General features: G+C 64.7%; 9 protein-coding genes and 1 pseudogene. All 10 read right to left on the bottom strand.

The genetic code is table 11. The features are described from left to right. Nucleotides 1–27 precede the first annotated feature (27 nt). The 10 genes and pseudogenes from PSH81_RS10540 to PSH81_RS10495 all read right to left on the bottom strand — a co-directional run bounded on the left by PSH81_RS10540 (nucleotide 28) and on the right by PSH81_RS10495 (nucleotide 22,013). Entirely contained in the window at nucleotides 28–969 is a 942-nt protein-coding gene (locus tag PSH81_RS10540) for a peptidylprolyl isomerase (protein WP_305392464.1), read from the bottom strand. Continuing rightward, nucleotides 966–1,433 carry a YbjN domain-containing protein gene (locus PSH81_RS10535; protein WP_305392463.1) on the bottom strand — a complete coding sequence of 156 codons (468 nt, stop codon included), beginning with the start codon at nucleotides 1,431–1,433 and terminating at the stop codon, nucleotides 966–968. Before PSH81_RS10535 ends, PSH81_RS10540 begins: the two co-directional genes overlap by 4 nt. Nucleotides 1,434–1,453: 20 nt before the next feature. Beyond that, the gene (locus tag PSH81_RS10530; protein ID WP_226457394.1) at nucleotides 1,454–2,080 is read right to left on the bottom strand and encodes a DNA repair protein; all 627 of its coding nucleotides are present in this window, start codon (nucleotides 2,078–2,080) and stop codon (nucleotides 1,454–1,456) included. Between the two features lie 19 nt (nucleotides 2,081–2,099). Further along, nucleotides 2,100–3,800, bottom strand: coding sequence for a putative porin (locus PSH81_RS10525; protein ID WP_226457393.1), 1,701 nt, complete (start codon nucleotides 3,798–3,800; stop codon nucleotides 2,100–2,102). Nucleotides 3,801–3,842: 42 nt separating this feature from the next. Continuing rightward, nucleotides 3,843–4,547 carry an energy transducer TonB gene (locus PSH81_RS10520; RefSeq protein ID WP_192301108.1) on the bottom strand — a complete coding sequence of 235 codons (705 nt, stop codon included), beginning with the start codon at nucleotides 4,545–4,547 and terminating at the stop codon, nucleotides 3,843–3,845. A 3-nt stretch (nucleotides 4,548–4,550) separates the two neighbouring features. Then, nucleotides 4,551–4,976 (bottom strand): biopolymer transporter ExbD, encoded by a 426-nt coding sequence (locus PSH81_RS10515; protein WP_065905942.1) that lies wholly within the window; start codon nucleotides 4,974–4,976, stop codon nucleotides 4,551–4,553. Between the two features lie 11 nt (nucleotides 4,977–4,987). After that, nucleotides 4,988–6,787: a DUF2341 domain-containing protein gene (locus PSH81_RS10510; protein ID WP_305392462.1), complete on the bottom strand. Its 1,800-nt coding sequence runs from the start codon at nucleotides 6,785–6,787 to the stop codon at nucleotides 4,988–4,990. Nucleotides 6,788–6,811: 24 nt separating this feature from the next. After that, nucleotides 6,812–8,395, bottom strand: coding sequence for a ShlB/FhaC/HecB family hemolysin secretion/activation protein (locus tag PSH81_RS10505; protein ID WP_305392461.1), 1,584 nt, complete (start codon nucleotides 8,393–8,395; stop codon nucleotides 6,812–6,814). 265 nt (nucleotides 8,396–8,660) lie between these two features. Next, nucleotides 8,661–8,757, bottom strand: a pseudogene (locus PSH81_RS27525) (transposase); the annotation flags it as partial. 686 nt (nucleotides 8,758–9,443) lie between these two features. After that, nucleotides 9,444–22,013 (bottom strand): filamentous haemagglutinin family protein, encoded by a 12,570-nt coding sequence (locus PSH81_RS10495; protein ID WP_305392460.1) that lies wholly within the window; start codon nucleotides 22,011–22,013, stop codon nucleotides 9,444–9,446. Between the last annotated feature and the right edge of the window lie 138 nt (nucleotides 22,014–22,151).

Here is a 22,151-nt window from a genome sequence, read left to right as displayed (position 1 = left end):
TGTGCATCCAATGCGGGTGGTCGCGCGTTACTCCAACACCTTGTTCAACTCGGCGCCATCAATGCTCAAGGTCGCGGTGTTGAGTATGCCTTCCAGGTACGCCTTGGCGATCTGCTCCTGGCGTTGGCTGCGCAAGGCTTCGGTGAGCCGTTCACGCAGTTCATCCAGGGTCGCGGTGCGCGCCGGTTGCTGGCCGGTGAGCTTGAGCACATGGAACCCGGCCGGGCTCTGCACCACCTCCGACACCGCGCCGACCTTGAGCCGCGCCACCGCCTCGCGTACCTGGGGCACCAACTGCTGCAACGGTTGCATGCCCGAATCGCCGCCGCGCTGGGCGGTGTTCGGGTCCTGGGAATATTGCGTGGCCAGCGCGGCGAAATCTGCCGGCGCGGCCTGGGCCCTGCGACTCAGTTCCTGGGCCTGGCGGCGGACCGCGTCGGCGGACTGCGGGTCGTTCACCGCGAGGAAAATCTGACTCACCCGATACAGCGGCGGCGTCACCCACTGTGCCTTGCCGGCGTCGTAGGCCTGTTGCAACTCAGCCGCACTGGGATAGTCGGCAGGCACCTGGCTGACCGACAGCATGTAGTCGCGAAACACAATCTGCTCGGCGGCGGCACGGGTCTGCTGCTCCACCTCCGGGCGCTGGCGCCAGCCCTGGGCGTCGGCCTGTTCAAGCACGGCTTTTTGCGCCAGGCGCGAGCGCAGCCACGTCTCCAGCGCGCCACGGTTGCCGCGCAATTGCTCGCGGGACTCGGCCGGCAGGCTCGCCAGCACGCTTTTCATTTCCGCCAGGTCGATCTGCTGGTTGCCCAGGCGCGCCACCGCCGGGCCGCTCGCCGGCGTCGCGGCTACCGGCGCCGGCTGTTGCGCCGCCACCGGGTCGCTGCCCGGCCGCAAGCTCAAGCCCACAGCCACCACCAGCAGGGCCAGCGCACCGGCGCCGACCATCAGGGTTGGCTTTTTCACAATACGCTCGCCTCTTCGCCCACCACCTGCGCGGCGGCCTGCAACTGCGCCGCCTGCTGGCTGTACTCACGCAGGTAGACGATGAACTCCTGCAACAGGCGGTCCCACAGTTCCAGCTGGCTGCGCAAATGCGTGACGCCCACACCGGCCACTACCACGTCCATTTCCATCAGCAAAAATTCACCTTGCACCGACAACCGCGCAAAGCGCCGCGAGGCGTTCCACACCTCGGCCAGGCCTTGCGGCAATTGGCCCTGGATGCGCAGCGCGCAGCTGTAGGTGAAGTCCACATAACTGCCCTGCTCCGCCGCCGGGTTGCCGAAGCGCACGGCAAAGCCGATGCCCTGGCTGGCGCTGAGCAGTTGCACGATACCGTTCTGTTCGCTCGGGTTGACCCGGTAACCGGCGTCCTGCAACAGCTCGGTGAGACTCTGGATGGTCACGCTATCAATCAATTCGTTCATGCTGATCTCTTCCCTGTCTATCAATGATTGGCGGTTGCCTGGGGCGCATCGAAACGGCTCTTGTACAGATCGTCGCCAAAGCCTTGGGCCAGTTCCTCGAACTTGACCCGCGCGCTGCTGGCGAAGGGCTGGCGGATGCTCATCACCTCAGCCACATCGATCTTTTCGTAGGCCGCCAGCAACTGCTGGGCCACCCCGTACATCTGTTGATTTTTGACTGAACATTGCTGCACTTGTGTGTCACGTTCGCTCAATTGCGCCTGCAAGCGGGCGCGTTCGGCCTCCTTGCCCTTGGCGAGCACCAGCAGTTCCTCATAGGCCTTCTTGAATTTGCCGATCTGCTCGTTGCTTGCCGCCACCTGGGCTTGCGCCTGGTTGTGCAGGCTCTGTTGCTGGCCGGCCATCTGTTCGGCCACGCCACGGGTCTTTTCCAGCTCGGCGGTCAATTGCTTGATTTGCGCCTGGGCCTGCTTGGCCTGGGCTTCGGCGGCGATGCGCGCGGCACTGGCCTGGGCCTGCTCGCTTTGCAGCGCCTGCAACTGCTGGGTAGTGCTGCGCAGTTGAGTGCGCAGGCGCTCTTCCATGCCTTCGGCGCAAGCGCCGCTGGCGATGAACAACAACAGCAGCCCGCAGATTCGCGTGTTCATGTGGCATCTCCTGTGCGCCTCAGAAGCGCGTGTTGAGTTCCAGTTGCATCACATCGACTTCGAACGGCGCGCCATATACCTCGGAAGCACTCAACCAACGCGCACTGGCGTAGACGTTCTTTTCCAGCCCGTAGTTGGCGCCAATGAAGTAACCCTTGGCGTTGGTGCCGCCCAGGTGAAACGAGGAATCATTGAAGCCGTCGGGCAAGGCATCCGGCTGGATGTACTTGTAGCCGGCCAACACGTTCCAGTCGCCACGCTTGCGCATCTCCAGTGCACTGCCGAGGGTGAACGAGACCATCAGCGCATTGCCGCCACTTTCAAACTGACCGTTGCTGTTGATGTTGTTGACGATCTGGCCTTCGCCGCGCTTGAGCATCTCGCCCTTGTCGTAGGCCAGGTTGTGGATGAAGTTGGCCTGGCTGCGCAGCTTGAAGTCGCTCGGCAGCTCGCTGTCCCACACCGCATTGAGGTCGAGCACATTGAACTTGGACGCCAGCCCCACGTACTGCGGGTTCGGCGTCTTCGCCGGGTCGGCCGGGTTGGGCGTGATGTCGCGCAGCAGGAACACGCTGTTGCCCTTCTGCATAAAGGCCACGCGCGTGCCGTCGGTGTCGCAACCGGCGGCACCGGCCCACGGCGTGCACGGGCTGGAGCGCTGCCCTTCGATGTCCTGGAACTGGTAGTAGGCGCCCGCCAGCTTGAGGCTGTTGCTGCGGTTGATCTTCCAGTCCGCACCGATCTGCGCGCCGAACAGCCACTTGGTCTCGCTGTCCTCCTTGTCGATGCCGTTGCTGCTGGCGGCATCCGCGGTGTATTCCACCGGGAACGCCCCCACGGTGCCGAACAAACCCCACTCGCTGTTGAGCTTGTGGTTGAAGATCGCCGCCACGCCGTCAAAGTTGAGGTCGTTGGAATACATCATGTCGGTGGAGTAGAACGGGTTGCCGATACGCCCGGCGGTCAGCGCCATGGAGTCGCTGGCCTTCCAGGTCAGGTAGCCCTGGTCGAGCCAGATGTCCTTCTTGCCAAAGCCGCCGCCGAGAGTCTGGGTGGTCGACACCGGGTTGTTGTCGGAACCGGTGCCGATGCGGATACCGGCGGTCCACTCCGGTGACAGCACCGCCTTCATGCCCAGGCGTGCGCGCAGGCGGAACAGGTTCTCGCGGTCCTTGGTGGTGTTGAGCAGCGGCGGGAACTTGGTGTTGGAGTCCTTGTTCACGTCATACGGGCCGGTGTCATTGAGTTTGGCGTAGTCGACGATCTGGTTGCTGTTGTTGCCGGAGAAGTAACGCGACTCGTCACGCAGGCGGATGTCGCCGTCAAAGCTGATGCGCGAGACCCAGTCCGGGAACGTGTTGGGCTGTGCCCAGTTTTCCTGCTTGGCAGTGGCCATGACTTCGGCCTTGACCTGATCGCGGATCTGATCGCGCACCGCTTGCGGCACGTACTGCACACGCACGTCCCCCGGCGCGGCGGCGGGACCGGCGGCCACCACCGGCGCGGCGTTGGCCTGGCGCGCCTGCTGGGCTTCTCTTTCAGCCTGGGCGATCAGCCCGTTGGCCGTGTCCTGGGTCAATACCCCCTGCTGCACCAACAGGCGGATCAGGTTGACGGTGACGTTTTCCGAGGGGGCGACCGGGGCTGCCGTCGCCTGGCCGACCAGGGTCGCGATGACCATGCCAACCGCCAGGGTCAGTCGATTCACGGGGGAAATCATGTGTACGCAACTCCTGTAAAAAACCGTAGAAAAGGGGTTCGATCAATCCGGCCGCCGGCCCTTGAAGGACAGGCGTACCGGCATCTTCACTGCGTCCGGAACACGTTGCGGCACGTGGGAGGCACGCAACGCCGCCAGCACCTGTGCATCGATTTCGGCATCACCGCTGGACTTGACCAGCTCGGCCCGCGTGACCTGCCCGTCACCGCGCAGCCACAAATCGGCCTGCACTGCATAGGCGCGATTGCGCAACTGCGGGTCATCGCGCAGCAAGCGCTGGAACACACCGGCCAGGTACTGCTTGTAGGTCCCCGCACCCAGGCCGCCGCCACCGGAACCGGCCATGCCGCCGCCCTTGCCGGCGCCGATGTTGAAGCCGTCATTACCCGACTGCGCATCACCGTCGATCTGCATCGGGTTGGCCAGATCATCGGCCGGCGACGGTGGTGCTTCGTCCGCTGGCTTGACCTCTTGCGGCTCAGGCGTCGGCACCGGCTCGGGGATTTTTTCTTCGACCTGGGGCTCGGGCTCCTTGGGTTTTTCCGGCGGCGGTGGTGGCGGTGGCGGCAACGGAATAATCGTCGGGATCTTTGGCGCTTCACGGCGCACGCCGCTCATGTCATTGGCCCACTGCCACAAAAACCAGGCCGCAACCGCGCCCAGCAAGAGGCCTGCGCCCCACTTCAGCGGGCGCAGCGGCGGCTTGTTTTTCACCGGCAACGGCGGCATCGGGATCTGTGCGGTCATGGCTCAGCCCTGGCTCGGTTTGCCGGTGACCAGCCCGACCTGGGACAGCTCCAGCCGTCGCAGCAAGTCGAGCACCTCGATCACCTTCTGGTACTGCACCAAGGCGTCACCGCGCACGATCACCGGGAAATCCGGGTTCAGCGCTTTCTCGATGCGCAGGCGCTCTTCCAGCTCGCCGAGGGTCACCGGGTAGGCGTCGAGGAACACCTGGCCGCCGTCGTTGACGGAGATGGCCTTGGTCTTGGCCTCCGACAGCGACACCGAGGCGCTGGCCTTGGGCAAGTGGATCTGGATCCCCGAGACCTGGGCGGTGGCGGTGAGGATAAACATCACCAGCACCACCATCAGCACGTCCACCAGGGGCGTGATGTTGATACTGTCGACGGCGGCATCGTCGTCATCGTCGTGGGAGGCGTTTACGGAAGCCATGCTGATACTCCTCAGGCCGGTACGGCGGCGTGCTGCTCGCGGCGATGCGCGGCTTCACTGGACTGGCTTTCGCCGTGCATCTCCGCCAGGCGGGTGATGAACTCGTCGACGAACACCCGCATATCGGCGCTGACTTCCTTGTTGCGTGTGATCAGGCGGTTGTAGCCAAACAGCGCCGGGATCGCGACGAACAGGCCCATGGCCGTGGCCAGCAAGGCGGCCGCCATCCCCGGCGCAATCGCGTTGATGTTCACGTCACCGGCCATGGCCGTGCCGAGGAACACCACCATGATCCCCAGCACGGTGCCGAGCAGGCCGATGTACGGGCCGCCGGCGATGGCGTTGGACAGGGTCGAGAGCTTGGCGCTGAGCGCCTGGTTTTCGCGGGTACGCACACCGTCCATGGAACAGCGGATCGCTTCGATGGTCGCCGCCGAGACTGACGAGGTGTCAGCGCCCTGGGCGCGGCGCGTACGGATTTCCTTCACCGCCACCAGGTACAGGCGCCACAGCGAGGAATGCTGCAGACGCTCGGCCAACTGCGCGTCGTCGGCATACATCTCCAGACGCGTGCCGATCTGCGCGAAGTGCTCGCGGAACACTTCGTTGGCCGCGCTGAGACGGCTGACCTGGCGGTTCTTGCGCAGCATGATGACCCACGACTGGAACATCATCGCCACCAGCACCAGGATGATCACCCAGGCGTCCACCGGCACGGCGTTGAGCAAAAAGCCCAGGCTGCCGAAACCAAAACCGGACTGTTCTTCATCGACGCCGTATGCCACCAGTTTCGACTCGGCGCCCTGGGCGCTGGCGTCGGCCAGCAGCAACGTGGCCGGGCGTGCGACCTTGGACAGGCGCAGCTCGTCGATGGCCCCGGCAAACGGCTGGTGAGTGCTGGCGGCGTCCGGCAGGTCGCCACCAATCGCCAGTGGCGAGTTGAACGCAGGCACGGCCACGGCCAGGGTCGCGGTTTCGCGGCCATTCACATACAACGCGACTTTTTCACCCTCGGCGGTGAACGCCAGGTGCTGCCATTGGCCGGGGTTCAGCGCTTGGCTCGACACGGCGCGCTGGCCGTCGACGTCCACAAACGGCGTGCCCTGGTTCAAGCCCAGCAACAGGCTGTGCGCACCCTCGCGACGGGCGAAGACGATTTGCTCGCCGCTGGCCTGATCCAGGCGCAACCAGGCGCTGAAAGTGAACGCCGCGCCGGCGGCGTGTTGCAGCGACGGGCTGGCCGGCAACAGCAGCGGCTGGCCGCCGAACTGCAAGGCGCGGCCGATCACGCCGTCGATGCTCGCGCCGGTGGCGTTCAGCGCGGTGTTGGCATAGGCCGTGGTGTCACGGGCCGGGGTGCCGTTGGCATCGTCGAAGTGGTAGAGCGCGGTGTAGTTGGGGTCGAACGCCAGTTGGCCGTTGCTGGTAGCCGCAGCTTTCTGGTTGCCGTAGTACATCCACAGGTCCTGGCGCTGGCCGCCTTCAACCTTGGGCACATCGACCCAGATCAGGGCCATGCCCATCAGCGGGTCGAAGCTCTCGATCTGGTGGTTGAGCACGGTCTTGTCGTCGGCGCTGACAAAGCGCAGGTCGGCGCCGTCGTCCTTCACCCCGTCAAAGGTGAAGTTGCCGGTGTGCAGGCGCACCAGCAGCGCGGTGCGGCCCAGGGCCTGGCTGATCGCGGCGCCTTGGGCGGTGGTGTCCACGGAAATCTGTTTGCGGTAGTGCCAGTCGTCTTGCCACCAGGCATGGGCAGTGGCCGGGAGCGCGAAGCCCAGGCAGATCAACAGGCTCAGGAATAGGCGTTGCATGGGTGGAGTCTCCGGAAGAAAAAGTCAGAAAGTCGCCTGCACACTGAAGTGCAGTCGCGAGTCCTGTTTCTGGGTGTTCGGTCCATCGAGCAGCGGGTAGCCCCAATCCAGGCTGCCGGACAACCATTTGCTCAAACTGGCGCGGGTGCCGAGGCCGACGCTGGCCAGGCTGTATTCGTCTTCTTGCTCGGGCATCGGGTCGTGCAGACGCAGGCGTGCGCCTTCGGCAAACGCGTAGAAGCGCCAGTCCTTGACGTAGCTGCCGACGTACTTGGCCAGGGACGGCGTGCGCAGCTCCTGGGAGAGCAAGTAGCCCTCGTCCCCAGTGCGCTCCGCCGCCAGATAACCGCGCACCGAGGTGGCGCCGCCGGCCGAATATTGCTCGTTCGACACCAGCGGCCCCGAGGCCAGCTGGAACGCGGCCTTGGACGCCGACTGCCAATCGCCAGTGAAGGTGTAGGTGTAATTCAGGTCGCCCTTGAGCACGGCGAAACTGGGGCTGGCTTTGTAGCGCTTGTGGTCGAACGCTTCGGCATCGCTGCCATAGCCGAAGAACGCGCGGGTGCCCACCACCAGGTTCAAACCCAGGCCGAGCTGGGATTGCTCGGTGTAGCGATAGCCGTTGTAGCCGAGGGTGAACGGCGCGTACTTGAGCGGCACCTGGTCGCTGCTGGCGCCGAATTTCATTTCTTCGTCGAAGTCTTTGAAGTCGATACCCACCGACAACGAATTGGCCCAGACGCCAGCGCTCGGAAAGCTGTAGATCGCCGACACGCCATAGGAATGCCCCTTGCCCAGCACGTTGCTGCCGCCGAGGGTGGCGATATTGCTATCGGACTGGTAGCCGGAGAACTGCAACGCCCAGCGATCATCCAGCGGCGCAGTGTAGGAGCCCGACCAGACCTTGGCGTTGGCGCTGTCCTGGGGCGCGGTGAAGTAGGTCAGGGAAATCGCGTGGCCCAGTTGCCAGAGGTTGTCGTAACTCAGGGTGGCGACCGAACGCAGCTTTTCGGTGTCGGCGCTGTAGTCGTTGTTCAGGCCGATGCTGGCGTGCCAGGGATTCTGGTCTTCCACCTGCAAGTCCACATCCATGGTGCCCGGGCGCTGGCCCTCGCGTACCAGTGGCGTGACCTGACGCCCGACGCCACGGTTCAGCCCGGCGAGCTGGGTTTGCACGGTGGCGAAGTCCGGCACCGCACCTTCCTTGAGCGCCGACACTTCGTCGCGGATTTCCACTGGCGAGTAATGCTTGGCACCGACCACGCGTACGCGGCCGATCTTGGTTTCGCTGACTTGCAGGTAGACGATGCCGTCATCGACCTTCTGCTCCGGCAGCTCGACAAACACCGACTGGTAGCCCCGTGCCTGGTAGATCTTTTGCAGCGCGTCGCGGGCGCCTTCGATGTCGCCCAAGGTTTTTTGCGGGCCGAGAAACGGGTACACCGCCTCTTCAATCGCCGCCGCATCGAGCACGGTGTTGCCGCGCACGAAGTACTCATTGACGTCGACCCGGCGTGCTGCGCCCTCCTCCTCGGCCTGCGCAGGCTGGGCCTGGGCCCACAGCGTCAGGCAGCACAGCGCCAGCGTTGACTTGAACAGATGCTCCACACCGCCCCCTAACTTTCCAAGTTTTTGCACCGTCGCCGTTTGCACGGCGTTTGGCCTGCTCAATTGCTGGTTGTCGAAAGATGGCTGTGCCGGGCCAGCCAGGTGTGCAGCAAGGCGAAATTCAGCGAGAACTCCGGCATGTGCAGCAAGGCGCCACAAAACACGTCACCGATGATGGTCTGGATCAACTGCACCGCCCGCGGGTTGCCCAGCACGCTGGCGATGTCCCGTTGCAGGACGTGAATGCCCCACACCTTCTGGTTCAGGTCGAGGCCGACGAACCAACGGAACAGCAGGTTGTAATTGAGCTGCTCGTGCAGTTGCTGCTCGCTGGGCACCGAATACAGCAGTTGCAACAGGAGGATGTGCACCACGGTGTGCGGCGCAATCAGCATGCCCGGCTCGGGCTGGAGCCAGTCGCGATGGCTGTCGAGCACCTCATCGATCTGCGGGCGCAGCAACACCAGCGAATGCCCTGCCGGGATAAAGCTGGACACTTCCTTCAAGGCGCCCTGCCAATCGTCCTGGGAGACGATCCACACCCACGGCGCGCCATAGCGGTACACCGAAACCGGCTTCTTGCGCGCGGCTTCGACGATCTTCGACAGGCGCTGATCGAGCTCCTGCATGCCGACTTTCGAGTAACGTTCCATAGTTCCCATTGCCCCACTCCTGGCGTCCTGCTGACGGCTTCGACAACGACTTTTGATCGTATCCAGCGCGTTACATAGGACAGACAGGCGCGGGTGGGAGCTACCGAACTTTTGTCATGAAAGCTTCATTTTGGATTGATTCGCAGGCAATTTCCGGGACCGGGCACGGCAGGACATGTGTGCATGGGTTCTGTGGGAGCGGGCTTGCTCGCGAATGCGGTGTATCAGTTGATGCATGTGCTGACTGACCCACCGCATTCGCGAGCAAGCCCGCTCCCACACAAGCCCGCTCCCACATCTGGATCTGCGCCCACCCTCTTGCTTCACATCGCCCACAAAAAAACGGGGCGATCAGTGATCGCCCCAAAGGTACATCGAGAGGTCCTTCAAAAAGTCTACAAACTGATCTGCTTGCGCTCCTCATCCGTCAAGCGCGCCCGTGCCTGGTCGCTCAGGGGGCCGGCGCCCAGCACCTGCACGGGGCTGTTGGGGTTGTAGCCGCTGGTTTTCGGCGCGTCTTCGGGGCCGCGTTCTACCGGCTCGGTGCCAAAGCTCAGCACCTCCACGGTGACGATGGACGGCCGCCCTTGCTTGGCCGCCGCCTGCTGGCTGCGCGCCGCCTCTTGCGCCGCCTGGGACGCCGCCGCTCCGGCCGCGCTGGCCGAACTCATGGCGCCGGTGTTGACCGCCGCCGCCACCGGCACCCCGGACGACTTGCCCTGGGTCTGGATGTTCGCCGCGTTCACCACGCGCAACGCGGCGATGTTGACGTTGCCCGACACCCGAATGCCCGCCTCGCCCGCATCGATGGTGCCCAGCGGTGCGATCAGGTCGATGTCCCCCGCCGGTATTTCCGGGATCGGGTTGAGCGTGGCGATCCCCGCGCCGGTACTCGGCACGGACGGCGACAGGCTGACGTTACCCCAGTTGTCATAGACACGCTTGGGCGGCGTGTACACCACGGTGGTCTTGGAACCGCGCCCGGCGTTGATGTCGCCTTCGGCGGTCCAGCCCATGATCGAGCCACCAAAAGTGGTCATGATGCGGCTCTGGCCGAGCAGGATGCTGCCCATGGAATACAGCTGGATATCGCCAGCACCCTGGGTGATCACCCCCGCCGTGGACGGTGGCGCCTCGCCTTCGATACCGAAGGTCTGGCTGCCGCCCGGGGTGAGCATCTGGATCGCGCCACCGAAGTTGGTGTGCACGCCCGAACTGCCGAACAGGGTGATGTCGCCCTTGTAGGTGATCGGGTTGCCGGCCACGTCCTTGTCCGGGAACAGCGCGGCGATGGCGGCACGCCCACGCAGGTAGCTGCCCTGGCGCACGCTGCCATCGGTGTTGTACTCGCGGCCGGCGGCCTTGAGTTCGGCGAAGTACACGTCACGGGCGAACACCCGTTGTTGCTCCGCAGGCAGCGCCTTGTAATAGGCCAACGCCTGCGTGCTATCGCCGACAAAACCGAAGCGCTCGGCGAGCCAGGTGACCAACTCGTTTTCGTAGGTCTTGGCCACCTTGGCGCCCTGGATCGACTCGCCGGCTTGCGCCAGGTTGACGGGGTTCATGTAGGGCTCGACGAAACGCAGGTAATCCGGGCCCTTGGGGCCGACACCGGCTTGCATCACGATGCTTGCGCCAGGGCGGTTGTCGCCCGCCACCACCGCCCCCAGGCTGGTCACGCTGACCTCGCCGCCGTTGGCCGCCGCTCGCCCGGACATCAGGATATTGCCGCCCGCCGTCACCTCCAGCAGACCAGGACCGGCGACCTGGAAGTTGCTGTAGAGAATGTCGCGGCCGGCGGAGACGATGGAAATATCGTTGGGGTTGTTGTGGATGAACAGGTTGCCGGTTTGCAGCTCCGAGTCCGGTCCCACGGTGTTGTTGAACGCGCTGCCGCTGCTGACGATGTCGCGCCCGGCCATCATCCGCACCGCGCCGTTGCCCTCGTACCAGACCTGCCCCGCGTTGCGCGTTCCAGCTGTGGTGGAGAAGGTAATCACCCTGCCGCTGCTGACGCCTATCAGGTCACCGCTCAACGCGTAGAAGCGCGCCGGAGCACTCGGCACATACCCCGCCGCAGAGGCCGTCGGGGCACCAAAGGTGAACAAGGGACGCGGGATAGTACTGACAAAGCTACCCCCCGACACCAGGCCGCTGCTGTCGGAGATATTGTGGCTATCGGCGTCTGTCTGGCCGTTGATCGTGCCGACGAATGCCGGCCGCCAAGGGGTGGCCATGATGCCGGGGTCGGCCGCAGACGGCGTGACGAACATGCCGCCCGCGTAAATCGAATCGCTGGCCAGGAACTGCAACTCGCCATTGGCGCCTGGGGCGAGCAGAAGATTAGCGATGTAGCCAGTATCAATCGAGGATTCTCGCACCGCTCGTCCATAGTAGAGACTGCCACCGGCGGCGGTTGCTCGAAGGATCGAGGGATACACGATTGCCAGATCAGAAGGAGTGCCGCTGACATTCGGCGTCACATTGCCGCCAGCCGAAAAAAGATCAATCGCGGTGTGATCCGTCCATAACGTGAACCAGCTGTCCCCTACACCCCGCTCGGCTCCCCGTGTAAACGCGGACTTGTTCGCCACCGAGCCCCGGCCCGGGTCGAGCACATTCTGCACCACCAGATCGCCCGCCGCCGCCAGGTTGAACGTGGCGTCACCCGGCACCAGGGTAATTGCGCCCAACGGCAAGCCACGGGTGGCCTTTAACGGATCGTATGCGCGCGTTTCGCCAGGGCTGTGCTGGGTGGTCGTGCTGCCGTAAGTCAGATTGATACCGCCCACCGCGCCGCTTTGCACCTGTGCATTGCCACGCACGTTGACCAGTACCCCGTTGCGCAAATCCGTCGTCTGCACACCAACCGGGTTGAGCGTACCGCCGACACGCAACCGCAAGTCGCCCCCGCCGTTCAGCACCAGGCTGCCGTCGTTGGCCATCCGGCCGGTGCTGCCCACCGCCAATACCAGGCCTTGGGTACGCGGGTTCAAACCGGGATCGAGCGCGCTGTTGGTCCGGCTGTCCAGCAACCCGGCGTTACCGCGCACGTTGACATCCAGGTCACCGCCGCCAAGGGTGCCAAAGCCGGTGAAGCCGAGCATCTGATCGACCGAAGGGGTGCTGGCATAGGTGCCGAAGTTGATCCACCAGGCCGTGGGTTGGGCCTGCCCGCCGGTGGCCACATCGGCGCTGCCTTGACGCCACAACCAGTTGCCGACGCTGGCGGAATCGTAGCCACGGTCCTTGGGATCAGGCCGCCCGGCGATGCCCTCGGAGATACCGGTGATATTGCCCGTCAGGTTCCCGCCGACGTTCAGCGTGAGGTTGCCGCCGGCATCGGGATACCAGGCGCGGTACAGGCTGTCGGCAGAACCATTGACAAACTTTTCGTAGGCGCTGGCAGGATCGGCCAGGACGGTGTTAGTGCGGCCCAGGGTCCGCGCTTGATTGTAGGGATCGCCCGCCTGGGTCGCGACGGAGGACGTGCCTGCGGTATAGACCCCATAAAGTGAGTCCATGCTCAGGTCGCCAGCAGTCAACAGCTCCAGGTCGCCCGTGCCGGTACGCAGCACGCTGAAGCGGGTACTGGATGGCGCGGCAACCTTGCTGCTGGGCAGGTAGCAATACGTGGGTGAGTTGGCACAGAACTGTTCGATGGTGCCGACGTTGAGTTGGTCCAGCAGGCTTTGCTGAATCACGTCGCCCTTGGACACATGGATACCCATCGCCGCCAGTTCCTGCGCGGCGGACTCGGTCCAGAGCTGGTTGACCTTGACCACGCAATAGGCGCCGTAGTTGGCACAGAAATTCTCGATCGTACCCATCCCGACCATATCAACGATGGCCTGGTCAATCGGGTCGCCTTCGACCACGGTGATCCCGTTGAGCGCAAGGTCGATGACCGCGTAAGCGGTCCAGGTCTGGGCCCCCTTGAGCGGTACATCCTTGGCGAACATGCCGTAGTGACTGTCAGCCAGGTGCAGGTCGCCGCCCCGTGGATGGGCTTGCAGGATACGGCTGTCCGCCGCGTCGGTGTCGGCGCCCGCCACCAGACGCAGTGACCAGGATTGCGACCCCTCGGCCAGCATCGGCGCAATGGCCCACAGCTTGCCCTGACGCCCCGCCACTTCCGGACGCAGTTGGACCGATTCAACCCCGTCGGGCAGCTTGATGTTGGTACCGGCCGGGATCAACGCCCCGCGTGGCAAGGCGCGACTACCGTCGAGCAGAACGACACTGGTGGAGAGCGTGCCCTGATGCACCTGCGGCAGTGGCACACCTTTGGGCCAGAGCATGTTGCGCAAGGCCGTGCCCTGGCTCAGCAGCGTGCCGGCGTCCAGCTGGGTGCCCGGTTGCAGCGTGGTGGCCTCGCCGAGCAACGTGCCGGCGGCATACACCACATTGCCCGACGCATCCCGTACTGCCGCCGCCAATACCGTACCGGCAGGCAATACCAGCGCCTGATCCAACACCGCTGTCGTCGGCAAGCGCGTGCCGGCCGCGACCGTCAGGCCCTTGATCGGCAGGTCGTAGTTCAACGTACTGCCCGCCGGGAACGCCGTGCCATCGGCCAGGGTCACGCCGTTGCCCGGCACGACGATATCGCCGCCGCTGAAGTCTTTGCCGGGCAACAATACCCAGCCCTTGTCATCCACGGTTTCCGGCGGCGGTGCAAAGCCATCGTTGATGCTGCCGTAAACGCTCAGGTCGCCGCCCGCGCGCAGGGTCAGGCTGCCCGCTTCACCGGAACCGTACACCGAGGTCTGCCGGGTGTGCGGGTTGAGGCTGGCGTAGCGATAGCCGGACAGGTCCAGGTCGCCCTGTACCACCAGGTCACCGTCCGGGGTGCTGCTGACGATTTGCACCCCTGGGCGCAGATGGAACGTATCGGCATACGTGCTGTTGTTGAGCCCGGCGAGCTTGTTGTTGAGCAAGTCCGAGTTGAGCAAGGCCGCGTTGATAAACGCCGTGCTCAGTGCGTGCTTGCCATCCAGGTAAGCCTGGTCGATCTGCTGATAAGGTCGCCCGCTGGCCGTCGGGTCGTTGATCACGGGCGCATCGTCGTATGTGGCCATGCCGTTGAGCGTGATCGAGCGTGCGCCCTGGATTGCCAGGCGGCCACGGGCGTCGATGTCGATGTCGTTGCTGCTGCCATCGGCATTGATCAGCCGTGGCGCGTTCAATTCAAGGCTGCCACGCGCGAGCCCGTCGTTGTGGGTCGAACCGGCGGTGCCGTGACGCAGGTCGATGCGCACGCCATCGGCGAGGGTCAAGCGCCCGTCGCCGGAGCCGAGCACCACCATGGCACGGTTCGGCGAGTCGATGATCTTGCCGTAGCTGTCCACCCGCAGTTTGCTGCCGTGGGCATCCAGCACGGCACTGCCGTCCAGGCTCAAGCCGTGCTTGCCGGCCAGGTTGATGCTGCCCACGCGTTCACCGCTGGCATCCACCAGGCCAGTGACACGCAGGCTGCCGTTGTCTACCGAGACGCTGATGTTGCCGGCCTTGAGGCCGTTGCCGATGGTCAAGTTGCCTTGCTTGAGTTGGAAGCTGCGCGCGCCGAACACCTGGCCGATGTTGAGGCGGCTGTTGAGGTCGGCAAACTGCTGGTCCAGCACACCGCTGCTGCCCAGGCGCTGGGCCTGGATCTGCACGCTGCCCGCCAGATAAGGCATCAAGGTGCCGCCCGCGTCGTAGTAGCCGCTGCTGCTGCCCAGGAGCGTGCCTTGCAGGTCGACGATCCCGCCCGCCGCATCCAGCGCCACGGCCCGCAGCGTGCCCGCCTGGTTGTACTGGGCCGACAGGTCGATGGTCGAGCCTGCCGCTTGATGGATATTGCCGGTGCGGCTGTCGAGGGTGACGTCGCCGCCCCAGCCGTACTTGGTCACATCGTTGAAGGTGATCGCACGCCCGGCGACATCAATCAACGCCGCGTCCGTCAACTGCACATCACCCCGCGCTGCAAGGCTGACCTTGCCGCTCGGCAGCACCACGGCGCCCGCCAGACGAATGCTGTCGCCGTTCAAGGACAATTCGGCACCCTGCCCCTCGGCCTTGCCGCGTGCCCCGGCAGACGCCGCCACATCAATCGCGCCACCGGCAGTGATGCGGTTGACTGAGCCAGCGGCACCGGTCATCAGCGGCGTGAGGATATTCAGGTTACCGCCTGTGTAGGTGAAACCCTTCACCGCGTCATAGGCACCCTGCTGTTGATAGACCGACAGGCTGCCCTTGTGGTTGGCGGTGATGCGTTCACTGGCGTTCAGATTGACGTTGGCAAAGCCCAGCGCCAGGCGGTCGAAGTTCAGGGTCGTGCTCGGCTGGGCAAAGCTGCCGTAACCGAATTCGATGCGGTCGGCGTTGATGTCCAGGCGCCCGCTGCCGGTGCCCGCGCCGCCGCTGACCACGGCACCCGCCGGGTTGGTCGCGCCTTGCCAGATCAGGTTGGCGGTGTGGATGCTGGCCACATCGTTGGCACCGCCGGCGCCATAGATCGCCGGCGTGGAGATCATCAGGTTGCTCAACCGCGATTTGCCGGTCAGGGGGTCATAAGTATCCAGCGAGGTGCTGCCGTAGAAATTGAAGCTGTCACGGGCCGAGAGTTGCAGGGTCTCCAGGGCCGGCGCGCCGAACTGGGTATCGCCCTGCAGCAGACGGTCAAGCAGTGCCTGGGACAACGTGAGGCCTGCCGGCCGTTGATTCGCGGCTTCTGCGGCGGCGAGCGCAGCGGCGCTGCCAAGGTTGATCGCACTGACCCCCAGGTTGAGGTGACGCGTGCCGTAGCGCACTTGATCGCCCAGTGCAAACGAGGCGTCGGTCAAAGCGACGATACTGCCTTCGGAATACAGCCCGGTCTGCCCACTGCAAGGGCTGGTGCTACAGGTGCCGATGCTGATGCCCCCACTAACCTCGCCACCAATGCCCGGCGCCGCGATCACATTGAGCAGGCCGTTGGACACCGCCAGCATGTTGGTGACCTTGTAGATAAAACCGTCACGGGCGTCGTAGCCCGCGTTGCCTCGGCCGATAGTGTTGATCGAAGCGCCCTGCTCAACGACGATCGAGCCGGTTTGACTGACCAGGAACACTTCAGGCGCAGCCAACGTCGCGCCTTCACGCAGCACAATGTTGCTGCGGGCGCCGTTCACCCCATCCACCAACGTGATGAAGTTGCCAGACTGGCCATACGTGACGCTGGTCATGCCCCCGACGACCAGGCGCGATGCCCCCAGTGCATTGAGGCTGTCAGCCCGCAAGGTGATCCCTGCAAAACCCTGGGTCGCCGCCCGATCTGCGCCCACTACTTCAATGCCACCACGGGTCGTGTCGACTACCGTTACCGTACCGCCATAACCCTCCTGCGCTGCACCGAAGCGGCCAATACCCTGGAATGAAAATGCATCCGCACCACCACCGGTGCGCAAGGCCAGTTTCAAGGTCTTGGCATCCACCTCAAGCATGGGGCGTGGCACGCCGATTTTTGCCGCGTCCGCCCTGGCGAACTGCGCATAGCTGGTTTCGTTGTACTGGGAATAGCGGCGCAGTGTATCGGCCGACGTCAGGATCAATTGACTGGCAACGTTGTCGCTGATTCCGGTATTGGCAATCGACAAGCGCCCGGCCGTGCTCCACGAACCGTTGCGCATCAATTGGGTCGCGCCATCGCCGCCCAAGCCAGCCAAACCGTTCATTTCAACGCGATAGGCCCCGGGCAGTAACGCGTAGGTCGATGGCATCAGCGTGTAAGTTCCGGCGGGCAGCCCCGGTATACCGGCGCCGATCGTGACTTGCTGGCCAACCAACGGCGTGACCGCCCCAGCCTCCCCCGCCACAGGCGCGGCAACGGGCTGCACCCCCGGCACAATCGCGTAGATCGGGTTGGTGGACAGGCCCGGCAGGCTGAACCCACCGTTGGCGCCCACTTGCACCAGCGGGTTGTAGCGCGCATCGGTGGAGCCGCCGCGCCCGGACACAAACCCGGCACCCAGCAATTCGCCGCCGCCGGACAGGTCCACGGTGGCATCGGGCAGCACGGCGACGGTCTTGCCGCCCAGGATCACGCCAATCCCCAGATCCTGACCGCTGGCACTGAGCCCGCCTTGCCCGACAAACACCACTTGCTTGCCGTTATAGCGGTAGACCTGGCCGTCCACCGTGCCGCCAAACGGCATCACCAGGCCCTTGCCACTCGCCGACGTGAGGCTGCCCGGCAGCAACTGCACGCGCTCGCTGCCCGTGCTGCCAATATCGATCAGCCCCAGCGGAGCGCGTACCACGCCCCCCTGGATAATGTTTGCGGCACCCAGTTGCAGGTGGCCGAACACCGAATAAGGCAGCGGTGCATCGGTGCTGCCGACACGGCCGATGGTCAACGTGCGCAAGGGGTCAAAATCCAGGCCAAGGGCAACGGTGGATGAATCGCCCAAATAGCCGGCGACGATACGCGCACCGACTTCGGTGGCCGGGTAGAGTTGCGCAGCGCGCAGAGTCATGTCGCCTTGGGTCAGCAACTGCGTGTTGATACCGGCGACGATAGCGTTTTCAACGCTACCCGCCAGGAAGCGCAAGTCGCCCTGACTGGTGAGGTTCACCTGATCAAAACCGCGCCGCTCAACCGTGATCAGGCTGGCGTCGGCCTGGTACAGGCTGCCCTTCATGCCAAACACCACGTTGTCGCGCACATCAATCAGATCGCCACCAGCATTGAACTGCGCCGCCGTGGCGAGCTGAGACGGCTTGCCCAGGTTGATGGTCGGGCGCACGTTCGGGTCCAGGGTCTGCGTCGTCAGACCGGCCAGCAACAGATACGGCGCCGACAGGTTGATCCGTGAACCAGCGGCGGCACCTTCACTGAGGTTATACGCGGCGCTGAACAGGCGCAGGCTCTGCCCCATGGCGATGTTCACGTCGCCATCGAAGCTCATCAGGCCATTGCTCATCAGCGCCAGGTTGTCAAAACCACCCGCGCTGATTTGGTCCGCTCCGAGCCGCGCATGCCCATAGACCAGGCTGTCGGCGGCGGCCTCGGCGGTGTCCGCCAGATTCAGGGGCTGGTGGGTCTGGCTGATGATCAACTCGCGGCCGTTGAGTACCCGGTTACTGGCGTACTGCTTGAGGTAGTTCGGGCTCTGCAACGCGACGACCAGGCTACCACCCGCCGCCCCCACGCCACCGGCGCGGGCGACAAAACTGCCATCCAGGTACAGGCCGTTGTTGGAGGCCAGGCTGATGGTGCCGCCGTTGCTGGCGACCTGCACCGTGCCCTGCCCCGCTACATTCAGTGTGGCCTGGGTGCCGGACGCTTCCAGGCGCGCCCCGTCACGCACCACCACAAACAGGTCGCTGGCGCTGGCGACGCCGGTGGTCAGGTCAAGATCGCCACCGATGCGGATCTTGCCACCGGCGTCCACCACGCCGTAGCGGCGCCCTTGGTTGTCCACGGCGCTGACGGCGCGGGCCGACACATCGACCACGGCCTGTTCACCCAGCCAGATCGAGCGGCCATGCCCTTCGGCATTCGCCTGCAACAGCACCTGCGGGGTCACCGCCAGGCCGCCCAGGCTGACGTTGCCGCCCCAGGCGTTGAGTGTACCGTTGAGGGTCAACTGGCCAACGCTGCGCAGGTTGATGGCCTGGCGCGGGTCGACGTTGATCACTGCACCCTGGCCAACGGTCAGGGCCGTGGTCGCCAGTTTGTCAGCCGTGATGTACGGGTTGCCGGCGGTCAGGTTCAAGCTGGCGCCGCGCCGTGGGGTCAGCACGCCTTTGACGGCGTCCGGCTGATACAACTCGGGCAGCCAGCGCGCCATGGCGCTGGCGGGGTCACTGCCACTGGGCGCGGTACTCGCCTGGTCACCCAGGTGCAAGACCGGCACCGTCACGTCAACCTGGGTGCCGTCGGCGACGAGCAGCCCTTCATTGCCAGTGATGTCGTAGGCCGAAAAGCCCTTGTTGAAAAAGTCCCCGGCCAATTGCAACGTGCCGGTGGCGAGGGGATCGGCACTTTCGCCAATCAACACCTTCTGGCTCTGCAAGGCCAGGGTGCCACCGCCACTCACACCGTAACCGCGCACCTCGCCCTGGAGGCTCAACGCGCCCAGGGCGCTCAGGGTGGCGCTGCCGCCTTTGCCAGCGTTGACACTGCGATCGACGCCAAGTGTGGCCCCGGAGGACACCTCCACCAGGCTGCCCGCACCAAGGCTCACATCGCCGCTGCTGCGCAGCGAGACCTTGCCGCCGTTCACGTACGCCACACCGTTGCCGCCACCGGCAGGGTCCAGCAGCAGATTGTTCCAGCGCCCCGAGGCGTCCAGCTTGACGCCCTCGGCCACGTCGATCTGCCCGCTGCCCGCCAGGATCACGTCGGCCACGGCGTTGTTGCCGTTGAGATTGACCTGGTTGAGCACGTTGCCCAGATTCAGGCTGCCGCCGTGGGCAGTCAGGTTTGCGTTCACCTCGACACGCGGTGCGTAGAGGGTGATGTCGCCGCCATCGGCGACGTTGAGTGCGCCATTGACGGCGATGCCCTGCTTGGCACCGAGCTTGATCGCGCCCAGCTGGAAGCCATTGAGTTGATCGGCGTCCAGCACCACCGCGCCTTGACGCTCGGCGGGCAATGCCGTGCTCAAGTCCATACCGGCGGCGATCTTTTGCGCGGACTGCTCGATCAGCACCTGCTCCGCCATCGGCGTCAGACCATAACGCAGGGTGCCGGTGGTTTTGTCATAGATCGGCGTGTATTGCCCGATGATCAACTGCGCCCGCTGGGCCAGCGCTTTCTGGGATTGCTGATAACCGTCAAGGTTGAGCGCCGGTGCCCGGGTCTGGCGATCACCCTGGAACACGTCGCTGAGAATCTGGCCTTCCAACACCGCGCCTGACGTGCCGATCACCAGCTTGCCGGCATCGCGGCCCACGGTGTAACCGGACTCCTGGCGGCTTTGCTGGGCGATCAGGGGGTTGTAGTAGTAATCGGTCTGGCCCCAGCGCGCACTGGTGTCTTCAAAACCCTTGTAGACGCCGGAGTAGAGAATGTCGCCCGGTGCCTTCGACAGCTCGTACAAACGCCCGTCCGGCCCCTTGAGCCAGGTCAGGCGGATCTTGCCGGCCTGCACATCCACGGTGCCGCCCGACAGGTTGATCTGCGCGCCCTGCTGGGTCACCACGTCCTTGCCGGTAAATGTCACAGTGCCGCCCTGGGCCATCCACTCGCCCACCGAGTGGCCCTGGGTGCCGAGGTAGCCACCGACTTCGAGCAAGCCGCCCGCGGTGTACCAGCGATCCGTCGTATAGCCGTTGGTGCCGGCCGGGACAAACACCAGCTCACGCAGGTCGACCCACACGTCGTTGTTGATCAGTTGCCCGCCATCGCGGTTGACCACCGCATCGCGCTGCTCGTTGCCCTGCACGTTGATCTTGATGTTGTTGGCTTCCATCGCCACCTTGACGCCGACCGCGCCCGACACATCGATCTTCGCGCCGTCGCGCACCAGGCTGCGTTGCCCGGCGCTGACGGCGACCTGCCCGCCAGTGGCGAGGGTGATCGAGCCGTTCTGGAAGTCCACCGTGCCGCCGCTGACGATCTCGACCCGTGATTGGTCGCTGCGGTCGGCCACGGCGCTGAGGTGATTGAACTGCCCGTTGATCAGGTTGGCGGCCAGGCCATCGAACTTGCTCAGGCCGTTGGCCTGCTGGCTGTTGAGCGCGGTGCTGGCGCTGGCATCCAGCAGGATCGCGGTAGTGCTGCCTTCGCCCAGGGTGACACTGCCAGTGGTGTCAGTGGCCGCGTTGAGCAAGTGGATAGTCCCGCGCGTATCCACCGAGGTGCTGGCCAGGGCCACGCCGTTCTGCGCGACCTGGTGGCCGGTCAGGGTGATGTCGCCGGTGGAGGCCATGATCAGGCCGTTGTTGCTGACCTTGCCCGCCGTGCTGCCAGCGTTGAGGCCAGCCGCCACTTCGTTGCCACGGGTGGTGGAACGCTCGTTGCCGGCGGTGCCGACACCTTTGCGGATGTAAAAGCTGTCACCCGCCGCCAGGGTGGTCTGGCCCTTGGCGGTGATGATCGTACCGGCGTTGTCCACCTCGGAACCAAGCAGCAAGGCATAGCCGCCGGCATCGGTGGACGTGGCGGCGTTGTGGGTCTGGATCACTGCGCCGCGCTGGACTTCAACCTTGCCGGCCGCATCGGTAAACGTCGGCTGGGTGCCGTTGGCATCGACGTAAATGCCGCGCTGGGTGAACTGCTCATCGGTGATGTTCGCCGCCGCCGCCACCAGGTTGCGCACATTGACCTGGCTGGTGCCGCTGAACACCACGCCGTTGCGGTTCATGATCATGACCGTGCCGGCGCCGTTGATCTGGCCCTGGATTTCACTCGGGCGCGCATTCGGATCATTGACGCGGTTGAGCAGCGCCCAGTTGGACTGCTGCTGGAAGTCCACCGTGGTGTTGCGCCCGACGTTGAACGTCTCCCAGTTGAGGATCGCCTTGTCGGCGGTCTGCTCGATGTTCACCGTGGTCTTGCCGCCGGCCTGGGTCTGGGTCGGGCCCTTGGCGTTGGTCCAGCCCTGGGTCAGGCTGTTGTCGACCTGCAAACCGCCCTTGCCCAAGCCATCGGGAATCGTCGACACCTGCCCCAATGCCGCCTGCCGCCCGGCCGCTTGCGCCGCCTGCTGCGCGGCAATCGCCGCGACGCTGGTGTTCAGCGTGCTGATCGAACGCGCCAACTGCTGATTGGCCCGCGCCTGCTGGTTCAAGGTCGGAATGCCCGACACCTGCCCACTGGTACGCGCCGCCGTGGCCGCCTGGGACGCGCCCTTATCGGCAAACCAGCCGGAACTGAACGCCGACGCCGCCTGGGCGTTGCCCGCCACCATCAACAAGGCAATGGCCTGCGCCAGGGGCTTGAGCAACAACACGGGCTGGGCTTTGCGGTGAACCGTTGGTTTGCAGCGGACCATCTGGATCTTCCTTCTTTGTAGTTGCCCAGGGGCAAGACATGCTCACGTATGAGGGTTAGGCGGTTGGCGAGGGGCGCGACTGAACTTCTGTCATGCAAAGTTCATAAAGGGCTGCTAACGCAAAAAAAATCAGCAACG

Origin of the sequence: Pseudomonas sp. FP2335, from assembly GCF_030687535.1 — a bacterium.
Taxonomy (GTDB): domain Bacteria; phylum Pseudomonadota; class Gammaproteobacteria; order Pseudomonadales; family Pseudomonadaceae; genus Aquipseudomonas.
Note: the sequence above shows the minus strand (reverse complement) of the source record. Positions and strands in the feature narration are given on the sequence as shown.

What these genes read in the sequence shown, in the direction of transcription:
- PSH81_RS10535 (WP_305392463.1), bottom strand. Translation starts at nt 1,433, where the DNA reads ATGAACGAATTGATTGATAGCGTGACCATCCAGAGTCTCACCGAGCTG.
- PSH81_RS10530 (WP_226457394.1), bottom strand. Translation starts at nt 2,080, where the DNA reads ATGAACACGCGAATCTGCGGGCTGCTGTTGTTGTTCATCGCCAGCGGC.
- PSH81_RS10525 (WP_226457393.1), bottom strand. Translation starts at nt 3,800, where the DNA reads ATGATTTCCCCCGTGAATCGACTGACCCTGGCGGTTGGCATGGTCATC.
- PSH81_RS10520 (WP_192301108.1), bottom strand. Translation starts at nt 4,547, where the DNA reads ATGACCGCACAGATCCCGATGCCGCCGTTGCCGGTGAAAAACAAGCCG.
- PSH81_RS10515 (WP_065905942.1), bottom strand. Translation starts at nt 4,976, where the DNA reads ATGGCTTCCGTAAACGCCTCCCACGACGATGACGACGATGCCGCCGTC.
- PSH81_RS10510 (WP_305392462.1), bottom strand. Translation starts at nt 6,787, where the DNA reads ATGCAACGCCTATTCCTGAGCCTGTTGATCTGCCTGGGCTTCGCGCTC.
- PSH81_RS10495 (WP_305392460.1), bottom strand. Translation starts at nt 22,013, where the DNA reads ATGGTCCGCTGCAAACCAACGGTTCACCGCAAAGCCCAGCCCGTGTTG.